Origin of the sequence: Vibrio japonicus, assembly GCF_024582835.1 — a bacterium.
GTDB lineage: Bacteria > Pseudomonadota > Gammaproteobacteria > Enterobacterales > Vibrionaceae > Vibrio > Vibrio japonicus.
This window is the reverse complement of record NZ_CP102097.1, coordinates 1,337,716-1,352,679: the sequence shown is the minus strand read 5'-3', so window position 1 is coordinate 1,352,679 and position 14,964 is coordinate 1,337,716. Positions and strand designations below refer to the sequence as shown.

The 14,964-nt window shown below is 43.2% G+C and carries 12 protein-coding genes; all 12 read right to left on the bottom strand.

What is annotated here, in order from left to right; genetic code table 11:
* Positions 1–51: 51 nt before the first annotated feature.
* The 12 genes from tssG to NP165_RS19475 all read right to left on the bottom strand — a co-directional run bounded on the left by tssG (position 52) and on the right by NP165_RS19475 (position 14,947).
* Positions 52–1,050: a type VI secretion system baseplate subunit TssG gene (tssG, locus tag NP165_RS19530; protein WP_257086130.1), complete on the bottom strand. Its 999-nt coding sequence runs from the start codon at positions 1,048–1,050 to the stop codon at positions 52–54.
* A complete protein-coding gene (tssF, locus tag NP165_RS19525; protein WP_257086129.1) occupies positions 1,047–2,795 on the bottom strand; it encodes a type VI secretion system baseplate subunit TssF in 1,749 nt (582 codons plus the stop codon). The genes tssG and tssF overlap by 4 nt, the downstream gene beginning before the upstream one ends.
* A 10-nt stretch (positions 2,796–2,805) precedes the next feature.
* Complete coding sequence (gene tssE, locus NP165_RS19520) at positions 2,806–3,216, bottom strand: type VI secretion system baseplate subunit TssE (RefSeq protein WP_257086128.1); 411 nt, start codon at positions 3,214–3,216, stop codon at positions 2,806–2,808.
* Between the two features lie 61 nt (positions 3,217–3,277).
* Complete coding sequence (gene tssC / locus NP165_RS19515; protein WP_257086127.1) at positions 3,278–4,753, bottom strand: type VI secretion system contractile sheath large subunit; 1,476 nt, start codon at positions 4,751–4,753, stop codon at positions 3,278–3,280.
* A gap of 11 nt (positions 4,754–4,764) precedes the next feature.
* A complete protein-coding gene (gene tssB, locus NP165_RS19510) occupies positions 4,765–5,268 on the bottom strand; it encodes a type VI secretion system contractile sheath small subunit (RefSeq protein WP_257086126.1) in 504 nt (167 codons plus the stop codon).
* Positions 5,269–5,294: 26 nt separating this feature from the next.
* Positions 5,295–6,902 (bottom strand): type VI secretion system protein TssA, encoded by a 1,608-nt coding sequence (tssA, locus tag NP165_RS19505; RefSeq protein ID WP_257086125.1) that lies wholly within the window; start codon positions 6,900–6,902, stop codon positions 5,295–5,297.
* A gap of 2 nt (positions 6,903–6,904) precedes the next feature.
* Entirely contained in the window at positions 6,905–8,896 is a 1,992-nt protein-coding gene (locus tag NP165_RS19500) for a serine/threonine protein kinase (RefSeq protein WP_257086124.1), read from the bottom strand.
* A 236-nt stretch (positions 8,897–9,132) separates the two neighbouring features.
* Positions 9,133–10,077 carry a hypothetical protein gene (locus tag NP165_RS19495; RefSeq protein WP_257086123.1) on the bottom strand — a complete coding sequence of 315 codons (945 nt, stop codon included), beginning with the start codon at positions 10,075–10,077 and terminating at the stop codon, positions 9,133–9,135.
* Position 10,078: 1 nt separating this feature from the next.
* Positions 10,079–11,062: a DUF2169 family type VI secretion system accessory protein gene (locus NP165_RS19490; RefSeq protein ID WP_257086122.1), complete on the bottom strand. Its 984-nt coding sequence runs from the start codon at positions 11,060–11,062 to the stop codon at positions 10,079–10,081.
* Positions 11,043–12,362: a hypothetical protein gene (locus NP165_RS19485; protein WP_257086121.1), complete on the bottom strand. Its 1,320-nt coding sequence runs from the start codon at positions 12,360–12,362 to the stop codon at positions 11,043–11,045. Before NP165_RS19485 ends, NP165_RS19490 begins: the two co-directional genes overlap by 20 nt.
* Before the next feature lie 24 nt (positions 12,363–12,386).
* Positions 12,387–12,869, bottom strand: a complete 483-nt coding sequence (locus NP165_RS19480; protein ID WP_257086120.1) for a hypothetical protein — start codon at positions 12,867–12,869, stop codon at positions 12,387–12,389.
* The gene (locus NP165_RS19475) at positions 12,869–14,947 is read right to left on the bottom strand and encodes a type VI secretion system Vgr family protein (RefSeq protein ID WP_257086119.1); all 2,079 of its coding nucleotides are present in this window, start codon (positions 14,945–14,947) and stop codon (positions 12,869–12,871) included. The genes NP165_RS19480 and NP165_RS19475 overlap by 1 nt, the downstream gene beginning before the upstream one ends.
* Between the last annotated feature and the right edge of the window lie 17 nt (positions 14,948–14,964).

Here is a 14,964-nt window from a genome sequence, read left to right as displayed (position 1 = left end):
TCTCTTTAAAAGAACCCAAAGACAGTAATGCCGCTCATCAGAGCGGCATTATTATATACTGCCAATGACTTTAATCGTCGCATCTTTGGGGTTTGGCTTTCCAAGCCAGAAAGTTTGCCCCAAACTATTCCCTTCCTCACTTCCTAATTTATTGTCCGGTATCGTGTCTAAGTTCACAGTCATTTTTAAATCCCACGACATCGGATCGCGTAAAATAAAACGCATTAAGGCAACCAATGTTTTATGCGACTCACCACCGCTGTTAAACTGCTCAAATGTGGCAAAATCAACGTCATCAATGCATAGGTTAAACTTGCCATTCAAATCTACAATGCTCTTCCCAAGCAAGAATGTATCTCCTAAAGCACAATTCGCACGATTCAGTTTATTCCTTTGGCATTCAGCAATTTCTACTCTACGGTACACCCATTCTTCAACTCGAACATTCGGTAATGAAAAGTAATGGGCAACAATACCTGAAATAAGCTTAGGTGATCGAGTACGTGTCGATAACTGATTTACGTAAGAAAGTATTTTCGCTCTGTCTAGCTCTGCTACTTCGCACTCTTGAATTACACTTGATAACCCAGCCAAATGCAGCATTCGACCAGAAAACGTATCGCTTGCACCGCTTTGGTATTGAACATGATATCGATACTTCTTCCACACGCGATACAACAAGCTAGTGTATCGATTATGGAAGAAATCAAAAAAATCTTTAACTGGATTATCGTCAGGGTCACGTCCTGCCAACTTCTCGGTATAAGAAGCAGGCAAAGGTGAACTCGCGCCATGCAATCCAAGGAAGTTCGTCTCTACCTGTGTATACTGCTGCCCATTACGCTCCATATGAACAATAAAATCCATATCGCTTTTTGGAAAGCCTAAGCTGGGTGAAACGCTAAACGCTATACGCTCTTGGTGGAAGTACTTGTTCTCTCCTACCGCAACGAAGTTAGAATTTGGTTCTAGTTGATAATGTTTCTCTAGTAAGAGTACTGCTTGATAGAAGCTAAACTCATATGAGCTATCAGATAATACGTTGATCATAATATCGCTTGTTGCCCAGGTAAGCTTGCCCAGTTGTATATTTCACCACTCGCTTCATCAAACACTTGTAACTCTGTAAATGAATTCACACTCGAATAGAGACGAATGAATTCATTTAATACGCTCGCCATCAGGAACATATCACCTTCATTAACAAAGAACTTTGAATTCGTCACCAACTTAAATTGGTTGCCACGAACTGACACACCTCGGAAAACACGATTAATCGGTTCTATCTCAGATGAGATGATACCGTCGAGCCTATGCATTGCAGCACGGTGCGCCTGTCTGTCTACTCTGGAGTGAAAATCATAAGTCGACAGCAAAACTTTAAGTACATCAATGTTTGACAATGACATGTAGTTCAAAGACATATTGGCGATCAACTGCCACTGTAACTCACCGTTTACTTGGGGACTCACTGATTGTGTTGGCTTAGTAATGTTCTTAAAAGTCGCATAAGTCGGTGACTTGTGAGTCGCGTAAGTAATATCCCCGACGGACAACCTCTCCGCAAGATCTGCGTTACTGCACAATAGCTTCATCAAAACAGTTTCCGTACCCAAATCTGCAATATTGCCATTGTGTGTATGAAACGAGATATAACGCTCTAACCCTCGCCCACTGATACGCTCCTCTACTTTTGATTTGTAGAACTCTCGCTTGTCTCTTTGGTTAATTTGGTGTTCAAAAGATTCAAATTCAATCAAAGACTTACGCCGACGTTCTTCTTTACTCCAACTTTCAACTTGCTTAATCGAATAGACCTCGTAATGTTCTTGAGTCGTACTCTGAGGACGTACTTTGTATTCGCTTCTCCTATGCTCTAAACGAACTGGGTCACCATCTTTCTCAAATAAATTGACCGCCGGTGTACAATGCAATTTTAAATGCTTGTTCTTCAACACTACTTCAGAAGGCAGCGCACGCTTAAAGTGAAATTTAATGTTTACTGTATTTCTTTGAGGAATGCCTTTAAGCCATTCTAGACCATTGATATCGAAGAACATGAATTTATCTGGCAGTGAGAAATACTCTTGCAGCAAACGATACCCTGAAAATGAGTTCTCGCTATAAGGCAACAGCGCTTCATCATCTCCATAGCCGACAGGTTTAATAAAATCAGGGCCAAGTCTATGTTTATAGCCACCACCGACATCCAATTCGACGTAATCTAAATACCGGAACAACCATAAAAATACGGTTCGAGTGATATGAATTTCGCCATGAAGATGTAATCTTAGTGTATCCAGCCCAATGCGTGATAGTTCAAGACCGTGCTCCGTAGAAAGGGTGACATCGATAGTCGAGCTGTTACGACTATTAGTCTGCTCAATATGTGTAATGGTAATTGGGTAAAGATCCACATCGTAACAAGTTCTAAACAGGCACTGCGTCCCTTCAACTTGCTCACTGGCCATCTCTACGCCACGTTTAACCTGAGTTTTCTCAGTTACGCTGCCGGTATGTGGCGTCAATTCGCTAATACACAGGGACGGTATAGAACGCATGTAGTGCGGCCACAGCAAGGTCATAAGAGATTGGGTCAACTCTGGTAACTCGTCATCGATTTTTTCTCGAATACGACCAGTTAAAAACGCAAAACCTTCAAGCAATCTCTCAACATCAGGGTCGAAAGTTCCTTCGGAGAGAAAGTGAGTTAACTTCGGATGATATTTTGCGAACTCGCTACCTGACTCACGCAGATACGCAAGTTCATCTTGAAAGTACTTACTTTTATTCACGCGATACCTACTAAACGTTAAATTGGCCGTCAATACCCATGTAGACATCTATCGACATTGGGACCCTACCGCCGTTATGTGACACTTTTCCATCGATACCAAATCCCAACTGAAGTGGGTTGTGATAGTCCTCGCGGTATTGGACCTCGACATCCAATAGTCGTGGTTCGAAACGTTCTATGGTTGATTTGATGTTTTTTTGGATGTGGCGAACAAGGTTTGTGTTGTTAGACAGAACATCATTGAAATCTGGCAAGCCATATTCACTATCAATCATAGCGTTACCTGAATGCGTATTTAGCAGATCGGCTAGATGAAGATGAATTGACTCTATAAGGTGCTTATGCGAAACAATTTTCTCATAGCAGTTCTTGGGTTCACCTAACTCTATACGTTCTAGAAGGCGATATCCTTTTTCCATATTAAATCCTACGAAAAAAGCAGCCAGTCTTCACTGGCTGCTTGATACTGCTAACAATGGATTATTGGTCAAGTTTACCAACTAGTGACAGATCGAAGCTGGCCCCCATGTACTTAAAGTGAGGACGGACAGACAAAGATACTTTATACCAACCTGGATCACCTTCGACGTTCGATACTTCTACCTTAGCAGCACGTAGTGGTCGACGACCACGCACTTCTGCTGGTGGGTTTTCTTGGTCAGAAACGTATTGGCGAATCCATTTATTCAACTCAATTTCTAGGTCAGAACGCTCTTTCCACGAGCCGATTTGCTCACGTTGCAATACTTTGATGTAATGCGCAAGACGGTTAATGATGAACATGTAAGGTAGCTGAGTACCTAGTTTGTAGTTCATTTCCGCTTGCTTACCTTCAGGAGTATTCGCGAATACTTTTGGTTTTTGAACTGAGTTAGCTGAGAAAAACGCAGCATTGTCGGAACCTTTACGCATTGTTAATGCGATAAAACCCTCTTCCGCTAGTTCAAATTCTCGACGGTCTGATACCAGGATTTCTGTCGGTATCTTCGTCTCGATTTGTCCCATTGCTTCAAAGTTGTAGACAGGTAGATCGCCTACCGCGCCACCACTTTGTGGGCCAATAATGTTCGGACACCAACGGTACTTCGCAAATGACTCACTGATTTTTGACGCAAGCGCATAAGCAGAGTTACCCCACAAATAATTGTCGTGGCTATCTGTCACTTTTTCATCGTAATCAAACGCTTTGATCGGATTATCTTCAACAGAGTATGGTGTGCGCAGCATAAAACGAGACGTACATAAACCAACGTAACGCGCATCTTCGTGCTCACGGAAACCACGCCATTTCGCGTACTGTGGCCCCTCAAATACTGATTTAAGATCTTTTAGGTTAGGTAACTCTTCATAACTATCTAAACCAAAGAACTTAGCAGACGCAGACGTAATGAACGGCGCGTGAGACATTGCCCCCACATTGCCCATGTATTCCATCAGTTTGATGTCTGGTGACGATGCAGACAATTGGTAATCACAGATTACCGCACCCACAGGCTTACCACCAAACTGGCCATATTCGCGAGTGTAAATCTGTTTATAAAGGCCAGACTTTACCACTTCAGGAGCATCTTCAAAATCATCAAGAACTTCATCTTTCTTCGCCGAAATCAGTTCAATTTGAATGTTTTCTCTGAACTCAGTGTGGTCGACTAAGTATTTAAGACCGCGCCACGTCGATTCTATCGATTGGACTTCTTCGTGGTGAAGAATGGCATCAACTTGTTTAGACAGCTTCTGGTCGATTTCAGAAATCATTAGATCAACAAGAGATTGATCAACTTTCTCTGTTTTTGAACTGCTTAGTAGCTCACTAATAAACGCTTCAACACCACGTTTTGCGACATCAAAACCTTCATCACTTGGCTTTAAACGTGTTTCATTAAGAATGCTATCCAGAAGTGAACCTGATTCTACTAAGGTTGCTTCTTGTTCTGGCACTTGTGCTTCTACAGACATGCTATCCCTTACTATTCTTTCGCGTTTTGGACGTCGCCAATGCTTAGTTCATCCAAAAGTTTCTTTCTCGCTTCTTCATCTTGAAGCACAGCAGCAATCTTCTTACGGAACGCAGGAACATTACCCAGAGGCCCTTTCAGCGCTACCAATGCTTCACGCAGTTCAAGTAAGCTATTTAGTTCAGGAACGCTTTTGGCAATCGATTCTGGCGAGAAATCCTTCATGTTCTTAAACGTCAGATCAACACTCATTTGCGTGTCTTCATCGTCAGTAAGACGGTTTGCAACATTCACTTGAACGTTAGGCGAAAAACCTTCCAGTACTTCGTTAAAGTTTTCTTTGTCGATATTGATCGGTGTACGCTCCTCAATTGGCGTTTCATCTGCGCGAGCAGTAAAATCACCAACTACCATCATACTTAGCGGTAGTTCTACATCGTCTTGCGTATCGCCGCTTGATGGAACATAACGGATATTAATTCGCTCTTTCGGGGCCACCGAGCCATCACGTGACATAATGAATTCCTTATCTAATTTTGTAATTAGTTATAGATTGCTTCCCACTCTTCGTACTTCGCGGGTAGAAGTTCCTTAGTTCGGAATAACTGACGAAGTGTTTTTCGAATTAGATCTTCTAATTGAAGCGATAAGTGTGGTTCCCAGCTAGCCAGATCAAACTGCTTTTGTACCTCCCAATTCTTTTCAAGATAGGGTAGACACAAAGGGTATAATCCAACTGACTGGTAAGCTGTTATCAATTGTAAATACAGCAAGAACTGCCCTCGTCCTGAGCTATCGAGTTCGAGTTTTCGAGCAAGTTCAGCTGCACATTCCCCAAGTTTATCGAGGGTTATATCTTCCATCAGAGATGAATCTTCTTCAGCGATAACAACCGTCTGAATAACAGGTTGAGAGCTCGATGATTCTGCGACATTAGTCGACAACCAGCTCAGCGTTGCTTCATCTGCAAATGGTATAGAATTCTTAAATGAAAGGTGCTCAATGCCTTCGAGTGAATCTACGAAACGCTTCACCTCTTGTTTAACGGCCAGAGCGGCTTCGTCAAACCCAAGATTCGTTAGCATTGAATAAACAAAATAATGCCCTGTAAGCCAGAAAGGTGCATCAGTCAGCGTGCGTTCTAAGCGCTTGATCGTGTCTACATCGCTGTCTTGGTTGGCTTTCTCACGATATTCGGCTTGTTGATCCGATGAAACCGCCAAGCTTAGTGCCGTTTCATTATTTTGGTGATCAGGCAAAGCTTCAATATCATTCCAGGTTAAATGACGGTAGATTCGATACACGAGAGGTTCACTTGGGTCTGAGTAAATCATCACCTCTGCAACTTTTTTCAACGTGCGCTTTGACGCTGTTGGTGAAGAAAAATCAGTATCAACATCCACTTCTTTGGTTACCGCTTTTTTTCGCGGTCGCTGCGTTTGCTTCGCTGAACTCGGTGGAATGGCTTTTTCCGTCGCCGTTTTTTTCTGTACACCCTTTTCTGATGTTTCTGCTGTCGGTTGCTGTATGTCTTCTTGAGCAGGTTCAGAGGTATTCGATTGATTATTCGTTTCAACAACCTGCTCTTCCGGCGCTGGTTGCTCCAACACTACCGCATGTTGCGATAGACCGTTAAGCTGAGTACGAATTTCAAAAAAATCGGCTTCAGAGTCTGGGAACACTTCATCATAGTGTCGCTGGACTTCCTCTATCGTAGCGACGCATCGAGACACAAGTTCCCATGAGAGTTGCTCTTCTGCTAGCTTGCTACTGACCAGTTTGAACTGATGATTTAGCCAGTCAACGGCCCCTTCTCTACCACGTTTTCTTGTCGGATAGAGTTCAGAACCATAACGAGTTAACGCTTCATTAAGCAGTTTTAAACCGTCTTCAAAGCCCTCCAAACCAGCTTCTTCAGTTAATGCACGGACTAAATAGCAAATCGCTTTTAGGTCTTTACTGTGCTGTCCTAGCACTTCCGTTGAATAAATCTTAACAGAACTCCAATCAACCGTTTCACCGAACAAAGAACCAAACTTTTTGACTTCCGCTTCCATCATTTCATAGCATGGCTCATAACGAGCATCTTGGCCCGCTGGCGAAGAATCAGCAATGGGATTTAGTAGTTGATCTATATCAATGACAGACATGATTAACCTCGATCTGCCGCTAAATAATCTTTGACGGCACGCTCTACCGCAATTGCGCCAGGTGCGGGGGTCGAAAGTTGATGACTTTTATTGATAGAGTCCGCAGCCATGCTATTTAGCAGTTCAATGATTTCATTAAACTTCTTCGGTGCGTTCCGTTCTAGGTCTGATAATGCGTCGTACAACTCTTGATCATTGAAAACGGACTGTTCCGTGACTGAACTAAATAAAATGAATTCGCTTCGAGCAACTTTCAAATCTTTGACTTTTTGTGTCAAGTCGGGCGTGTGACCAAAAAATGCTCTAGCCGCCTCGGCTTCATCAATGGCTTTATCATATAAGCGCTCTTTCGCGTTCTTCTCAATGGAGTCACTAATATTTCTCAATACCTTTTTAGGCAGCACTTGGCTATAAAAGTACGTTTCTGACTGATTGAGCAACCAAGCTGCTTTTAATTCGTTATCTGCTAACGTCGCCTCACCTTCTAAAATCAGGCTAGTGAGTTGTTTATCTTTACTACCCGCGACTGCCGATAGTTTTAAAGAATTCACGGACACAGTGTTTAACCCAGCCATCACAGACGTCCAGGCTTTATCTGCAGCAGGAGACAAAGCTCGACCACCTGTTAATGTTTCCCTAAATGCAACGAGCTCTTTTCTTACATCGAACAACTGAGTCGGCAGTTCATCCGCAAGTGTTTGATAGGACTCTAACTCTGCTTGATTCTTTTCATAAAACTTAGATAAGTTTGTTTGTTGAATCTCATATGCTTCACGATAGGGAGCCGTTTGGAAGAAGTTGTTTCCTTTTCCATTGAGAGCCAGTTCTATTTCCCAAGGAGGTTGAGTTAAAAATGACGCTGTTTGAGCAGGTTTAATCCCACTCACTGACTCGGTAGATACAGTATCCTGTTGAGCATTCAACTTTTGTGATGACAGATACTGCGTGTAGAAATAATGTCCCGCGATGGCAGCAATACTCACCACCAACGTCGCTTCAAGCACCTTAAAGCGCCCAGAGCTCGCTTTGTCTTGTGACTTACCCTGGGTGAGCACAAGATCCGCGTTACGTAAATTGCTAAAAATTGGCGCACTTGCGTTCGAGTCAAGAGATTGTGTATCAATCTGGGCAAGCTGTTGAGCAAAAGAAATGGTTGTATAACCATGACCTCTAGGGTTATCGGTAACCTCTTTTAATAACGTCCAAATATGACTTGGAATTTGTGTTGGGCGTTTACGGCCTAACAACTGCTTATTCCATGTATCTCCAACGACAGCGCCGAGGAAAAGGTGGCCAGTTAACAGCGCTAATGAATAGACGTCATCTTGTGGCTCAGTAGTGCCTGTTTGTAAATAAACGGGAGAAGCATAGCTCAAACTTGCTTCCGCATGTTTTTCAGATTCACCTTTATAACAAGCAGCACCAAAGTCGATCAGTTTTACGTAATCGCCTTCACTCACCAGAACATTGGAAGGTTTAATATCAAGGTGACAAATACCTCTTGTGTGCATAAATTCAAGTGCACCAGCCAATTGGTAAACCAACCATGCAATATGATCATGGCGGAAACCCTTGGAATAATGACGCTGCATTTTTTCCGCGAGCGTTTCACCTTGAATCCACTGGTACATCAAATAAGGTCGTTCGAATTCGTTGCCAACCTTGATAAATTCCGCAACGCTAGGATGTTGTGAGAGTTCCAGCCTGCTGGCTTCATCAACCAGCATTTTGTTGGCAATGTCTGGTGCGTCTTCATTAACGACTTTGCAGCAGACTTGCTTCTCAGGATTGCCTTTTTTGGCGAGATGGTAAACCGTCGTCCTACCATTTTTGGAGCGAAGCGTGTCTAGTACATCAAATTGGGAAAAGAGCACATATTCAAGCTTTGGCTTATTTTTTTGTGCCAACTTCAACTCGTTCTGTTTCTTTTTCTCAATAGCTTTAACAACCAATTGATCAATATATCTTTTGGCTGCCTCTTGATTATCAGACACTTTGTACTCTTTTATTGAACAAATACTCTTAGGTGCAGATAATATTTATATAGGCAACCGTGTTTCAAGGCTGATATTTAAAACGAACAATAAGCCTATCACTTTAGTGATTCCTCCTAAGGAAATAGGCTCTTTAACATACGCTTTGACTGCGCTATCTGTGTTGATGTAATAACTTTCTAACAGAGTAAACAATAGCCCCGATTTATTCGCGACTACTCATAAGAAAATACCAATTACGGGGCGAGCAACTGCAACAACCCTTTATCACCATTGGTATCAAACATTAATAATGTTGCCTCTTGCTTGAAATGATGATTGTGAATGGCAAATGCAATCAGAGCGAGTGAAGAGCAGCAACCCATTGTCCCCCACAAATCGTTGATAAGATTAGGTTGCTGTGGATGAGTAAATCGCTCTGCTTTCGCGCCTAGCGCAAATCCGTAATCTTCGGTATGTGCGCGTAAGTTCGACATATCCGAATAAACCTCACCAAACGCCTCAAGTTGCTTACTAGCGCGCTGAACCAAACGAAACATTCCGCGTCGGTCTATACTTTCGAGAGCAATATCGATATAGCCTAGCTCCGCTTTCGGTACGAGGTTTAAGGTACTTATCGTACTTCTTCGACAAAGTAACAGTCCAGCCCCACCTTCACTTGGAATAATTCCCCATGGGTTACTTGAACTCATTACCATAGCGTTATCAATCAAATCATCTATAGAGTCTACAAGCGAGTCTAATGAAACACATATCAATGCATCATATTTATCCAAAGATTTCATCGCATGGAGAATAAAGCTAGGCCCACTTGCGTGTACGACTTCGATTGTGGACAAATAGGAAGAATAATCGCTTTGTTCTAGCCAATGCTGCATCTTTGATAATGGGACTTTGTGAGGAACCGCAATAAGTAGTGGAATTAATTTCAGCGCACGCGGCAATTGTTTTAGCAGTGATTCAATTAAATACCCCGACAACTCGCAGATCTTTTCGAATAGCACATCATGCTGGGTATATTCGATTTTTGCATAGGTAAAACGTTCTATGCCATCATCACCCGTACGCTGTTCAAATCGTGATAAATCCGCTTTCGCGACAGAGCTAGCGATATCTAAATTCATACCTGTTGGAGTTACCACTTCCATTCCAAGGACGTAGCGACCCGTAGAATTATCCATGTCACGAAACCTCTTGCTGGTTAATGACCGTCGTGGACAACAATAGATGCTCTTTTCCTTGGCATGGGATAGAGGCGGTATAGCTTATAGATATTTTTTTATTTTCTGAGTCAACAAACACCGTGTAGATCGCCATATCAGCTTGGTAGCTGCCGTCCTTAAAAGTTGCTATTGCTTGATACTTGTCTTTCGGTATACGAAAAGAAATCGCATCATCATGGCAAAATCCACTCATGACCAATCGCTCCCCACCTTCTAGGTAGCCCTGACACTGTTGGTCTTTTGGCGCACTCTGATAAAACTGTTTGTCAAAGTCTAAAGGTAACATCGGCTTCCGATTCTCTAGCCATTCTTCATCAAATGTTCCAGCCAGTTTTTGCCGAGATTCAAAGAAAGGGGGCACTGGGCCAAAACCTGCAACGCGCACTCTCGATCCAGTAGCATTCCAATCTTCTCTTGGATAAAAAATAGACGGCACTTTTTGCTTAAGTAATTCTCGATTGGAACTGGCAATCCCTCCTCCAATCCGATTACGAATATCGCCGCCAATAGAGCATGAATAATCGATATCCTTTTCAATGAAAGGGCGAGGATTGCTTAAAGTAACGCTACTACCATGCTCCACCCAAACACGTTCACCGTGTATAGCTAGCGTTTTATCGATATGGCCGTCAATCAGCACACGGCACTCTTGATAAACCACTGGTTTTTTTCCAAGGCTTCGGGCTTTGCCAAAAATTAATACATCTGTGTTTGCTTTTGTATACGAGAATTCATGATCGACTTTCATTGCCGAGTGACCGGACTCACCTAAGTACTGTGGGTCATCGAAAATCTCACTCTCTTCCAACTCATACCAGTCTGAGCCTTTCAGTTGCCAAGAGCGTTTTGCCACGACAACCCAAACTTCGTCACCATTTTCATCGCGTTGAAAGCGTCCTTTAAGTGATAACTCCCGATTCTCTTCAATATCCCACAACTGCATTGCTGCCCCTCAAATTAAATCGAACACTTAAAGATGGGTTAAGTTTTAAGCCGTTAAAAATACGTTCTTGTTGCTCCACTGACATAGCCATATCCCATGGAACATAAACACGAGATTGAATACAAAGCTGTCTCCACAACCAAATACGAAATTGCACATCGATATTTGTATCTTGCATCGCTTCTAAGGTAGATTCAAAGCTTAGTGCAGACCCGAGTCGACTCGCGACGTTTTGTATGTGTTTCTCCTCATCAATCCAGTCCCGAAGAAGATCCACCACCTCATGCCATTCATATTCGACACCAACGTGATTAGGTCCTAAAGGCAGGAGTGAGCCGTAGACCACGTACAACGCCTGAACCCAAACCTCCCCATCACACTCGTCTATTTGTTCAATATACTCAACTATTTCAGAAGTACGCTGCCAATCTCCACTTAACACAAAGTGCACCGGTGCCATTGGCGCGTCGATATCAAATGCCATACATTCTTTTAGCTCTAGTAACTTTGCATAGGTAACTGCTTGAGTAGACAAAACGCTCCCCGTTTCAATCCCGAATTGTTGACGAAACCAAGTACCTCTATCACTCTTGGTAATCAAACATTCAAATAGGTATTGATCTTCTCGAGCGTTCTCATTTATCCACTCAACGCCCTCTGCCACGTCTTGAACCGCCAGAATCGGAAATGCGGCTTGAGGCGGAATACTTCCTGCATTTACCCATCTTTTGATGAGGCCAATACTCAAGGTCTGACGCAAACGCAAGCAATCTAAATAGAATGAACTATTCTTTGATTGACCTTCAATCAGCTCCGCAAGTACGCTATCAAAATTCTCAATTTGAGATTGCACTGCAAACACCTTCGCCACTGCTGGTTCTAGGTCGTTTAGGATGTTCAAGCCACACATTAAGTTATCTAAATCATGACCTAGCTCCGGCTGTAGCATCAACCAAGCGTAGATTTCTCGCTCTTCATATTTCAGTCGGTGCACAACTCCAGGAGCAAAGCGATAAAAAGAGAGATAGACCTGCTTAAGTTCTTCTATTTGGTGATCGATCAGCTTCAGGTAGTCAAGATCACGGCTTGGGTAACCTTTCTCGTAAAAACGAACACGTTGCTTAAGAAGGAAACCTAAACTCTCAGACGCTAATTGCAACTTTTCGTTGCAAAAGCTCAGCCACGTTGGAGACAGTTCAGACAACTCATTAATGGTGCGCTCGGTATTCATAATCGCAGTCTCAACGAGTTGACTGGTAATAGGTTGATTAAGGTGTTCGACACCCAGTCTTTGTTGCATCTATGTATCCAATCCTAAACACAATCAGTTGATTGCGATCGTCCCACCTTGAATTTTTTGCGCTTTCTCCGCTTGCGAAGTAACGTATTTCGCTTTAGTGGTAATACGCCCGTCTCGACCGCTATAGCGCGTTTCTGTCTCGCCGCTTTTGACGATAAGCTCTTGCTCCGTTTCAATCACCATCTTCTTGGCACGTAGAATGAACTCGTCAGAATCATCAAGCATCGAGAAAAAAATATCGGTAACAATCGGTAGACCCAAATCCTCATTCAGAAACTCAATGCGACAACTTAATTTGTTATCGATTGCCATCTGTAGTTCAGAACGTCTAAAACCGCGCCCCAACCGCGCGGTCAATGGCTGCTGAAATGGGTTTCCTTCAAAATCCACTCGGACAGTGGCGGTTGATTCATTAATTGACACAATAGTTCCAAAACGTGAAAAGCAAGCCTTCGTTTCGGCTTGCTGCTCTGTGATGGTTGTTGTAAGCGTTTGTTTTTCCATCATTAGTTAATCGCTACGTTGCCACCTTTCACCACAACTTTATCGCTGCCTTCAATAGTAATTGAAGAACCCGAAAGCTTGATTGAACCATCACTGCTCATGACTAAGGACGATCCCCCAGTTTTCAACACGATTTTCTCCCCGCTAATGATTTGAGTCGCCCCATCAGCTTTGTAAGAAGTATTCCCTTTGACTGACACAGTAAGATTCCCGCCGACGGTTTGGTTATCGTCTGCGCCAATATCTGAACTCTTTGAAGCACCGATAGTTAAATTGCTGTTCTCTCCAACATCAAGGTCATCGTTTTTACCAATTTTGGTTGTGCGATTATCACCAATTTCTAAGTCAGAGTTGTTCTTAACATATTGATTTTCATTGGCGTTGTAAGTGACTTTAACGTCTTGTTCTACTGTTTCTGTAAAGGTGCTATTTACTTGCGTCGTTTTGTGGCCATGGATCGTTTCTTTATGATCTCCATGTACCTCGTTAGTCTGATGGCGAGCCACTTTTAGGAACTCATCTTGACCTATGTCTCGGTAACGATTGTGAAGCACCTTAGTCGACATATCCTTTTGCGCATGGATATACACTTCTTCTTGGTTTGCTTCGTCTTCAAAACTGAGCTCATTGTAACCAGTCCCTTTATGCGTTTGAGTGCGGAACGTAGTACGTGTTTTGTTTTGGGGCAATGAATATGGAGGGAAATGCAAACCGTTGTAAACAGCCCCCGTCACTAATGGTCGATCTGGGTCACCCTCAAGGAAAGTCACGACGACTTCGTGGCCGATACGCGGCAGATAGACCGCTCCCCAGTTAGGTGCTGCCATAGACTGACTTACGCGTACCCAACAGCTAGAGTGCTCGTTGTTATCTCCGTAGCGATCCCAGTGAAATTGTACTTTGATTCGACCAAGCTTGTCGGTATAGATCTCTTCTCCCGCCGGACCAACCACCACAGCCGTTTGTGGTCCATCGACAACAGGATCAGCCAGTTTCGGTGCTCTAAACTCGACGCTACGAGGAATACAAGTAAACTGGTTGAAATAGGTGGTTGGCATGCCGACAGCTTCATCTTCATGGACTTGAGGATCTTGCCCCGTATGTACAACCGAAAGCATGATGTAATCACGATTGATCGCCGAACGCGGATGTTCACCTATGTCAAAACTGTAGCCGGATGCCAATCGCATGACATCACTTCCCGCTTCCACTTGTTGGTTATCAACTGTGTGTTCTGACATCCATTCTGTTGTCCTCACCTGTCCCATTGCTGGATCAACATAGCGTCCTGGGTACTCGAATTGTTTTAAGTCTTGGTCTAATTCACCAGCGCTTGTCATCTCCTGAGGGAGCTTGGGCTGTTCATAGTTGTAATCGGTATAAGTAACGTGTCCTGTTCTAACTCGATTCACTAATTCTAGATTGGTGATGTGTTCACGATCTGCAATGCCACCACCATCTGAATGATAGACAATAGGCCCTAAATAAGAAGAGTTTAGAGGTGTGCTTGCTAGGGGAGCAATGGCATCATTACTGTCAACAATAACCATTGTGTGGGTAGAGTCTGAGTGCTCAAAGTAGTACCACATGCCATGCTCAGCCATCATTCGTTGCACAAAATGAAGGTCAGATTCGCGATACTGAAGTACGTACTCTTTAGGAGGATACGTGCCCGACAATTCAAAGCGGTAATCAGTGACAGAGCCATCATCGAGCACTTCACCAATAATATCTGATGCGGATTTTTGTTGGAAAATTCGGCAATCTTGGCGCTGAGATAAGAACCAAGCTTGAGGTACTAACACCAATTGATACCGAGAAAAACGGCGACCAGAGCCTAAGTAACGAACTTCGTTCACAACACCATTGAATACTCGTGCAGCCCCGACACCTTGACCAAAAAGAGTCAAAGCTCCCGGTTTACGAATCAAGGAATCAAACGAGATATCTGGATCAAGTGAAAGTAATGAGAGACTGATCTGAAAAGGCTTAGAGATCTCTTCTGTGACTTGAAAGCTCTCGACCCGAAATTCATGCCCGCACCCAGGCAATTCAAATTTAAATTCTACGTCATTCACCATATCTTTTACCTGATACA

What these genes read in the sequence shown, in the direction of transcription:
- tssG (WP_257086130.1), bottom strand. Translation starts at nt 1,050, where the DNA reads ATGATCAACGTATTATCTGATAGCTCATATGAGTTTAGCTTCTATCAA.
- tssE (WP_257086128.1), bottom strand. Translation starts at nt 3,216, where the DNA reads ATGGAAAAAGGATATCGCCTTCTAGAACGTATAGAGTTAGGTGAACCC.
- tssC (WP_257086127.1), bottom strand. Translation starts at nt 4,753, where the DNA reads ATGTCTGTAGAAGCACAAGTGCCAGAACAAGAAGCAACCTTAGTAGAA.
- tssB (WP_257086126.1), bottom strand. Translation starts at nt 5,268, where the DNA reads ATGTCACGTGATGGCTCGGTGGCCCCGAAAGAGCGAATTAATATCCGT.
- tssA (WP_257086125.1), bottom strand. Translation starts at nt 6,902, where the DNA reads ATGTCTGTCATTGATATAGATCAACTACTAAATCCCATTGCTGATTCT.
- NP165_RS19495 (WP_257086123.1), bottom strand. Translation starts at nt 10,077, where the DNA reads ATGGATAATTCTACGGGTCGCTACGTCCTTGGAATGGAAGTGGTAACT.
- NP165_RS19490 (WP_257086122.1), bottom strand. Translation starts at nt 11,062, where the DNA reads ATGCAGTTGTGGGATATTGAAGAGAATCGGGAGTTATCACTTAAAGGA.
- NP165_RS19485 (WP_257086121.1), bottom strand. Translation starts at nt 12,362, where the DNA reads ATGCAACAAAGACTGGGTGTCGAACACCTTAATCAACCTATTACCAGT.
- NP165_RS19480 (WP_257086120.1), bottom strand. Translation starts at nt 12,869, where the DNA reads ATGATGGAAAAACAAACGCTTACAACAACCATCACAGAGCAGCAAGCC.
- NP165_RS19475 (WP_257086119.1), bottom strand. Translation starts at nt 14,947, where the DNA reads ATGGTGAATGACGTAGAATTTAAATTTGAATTGCCTGGGTGCGGGCAT.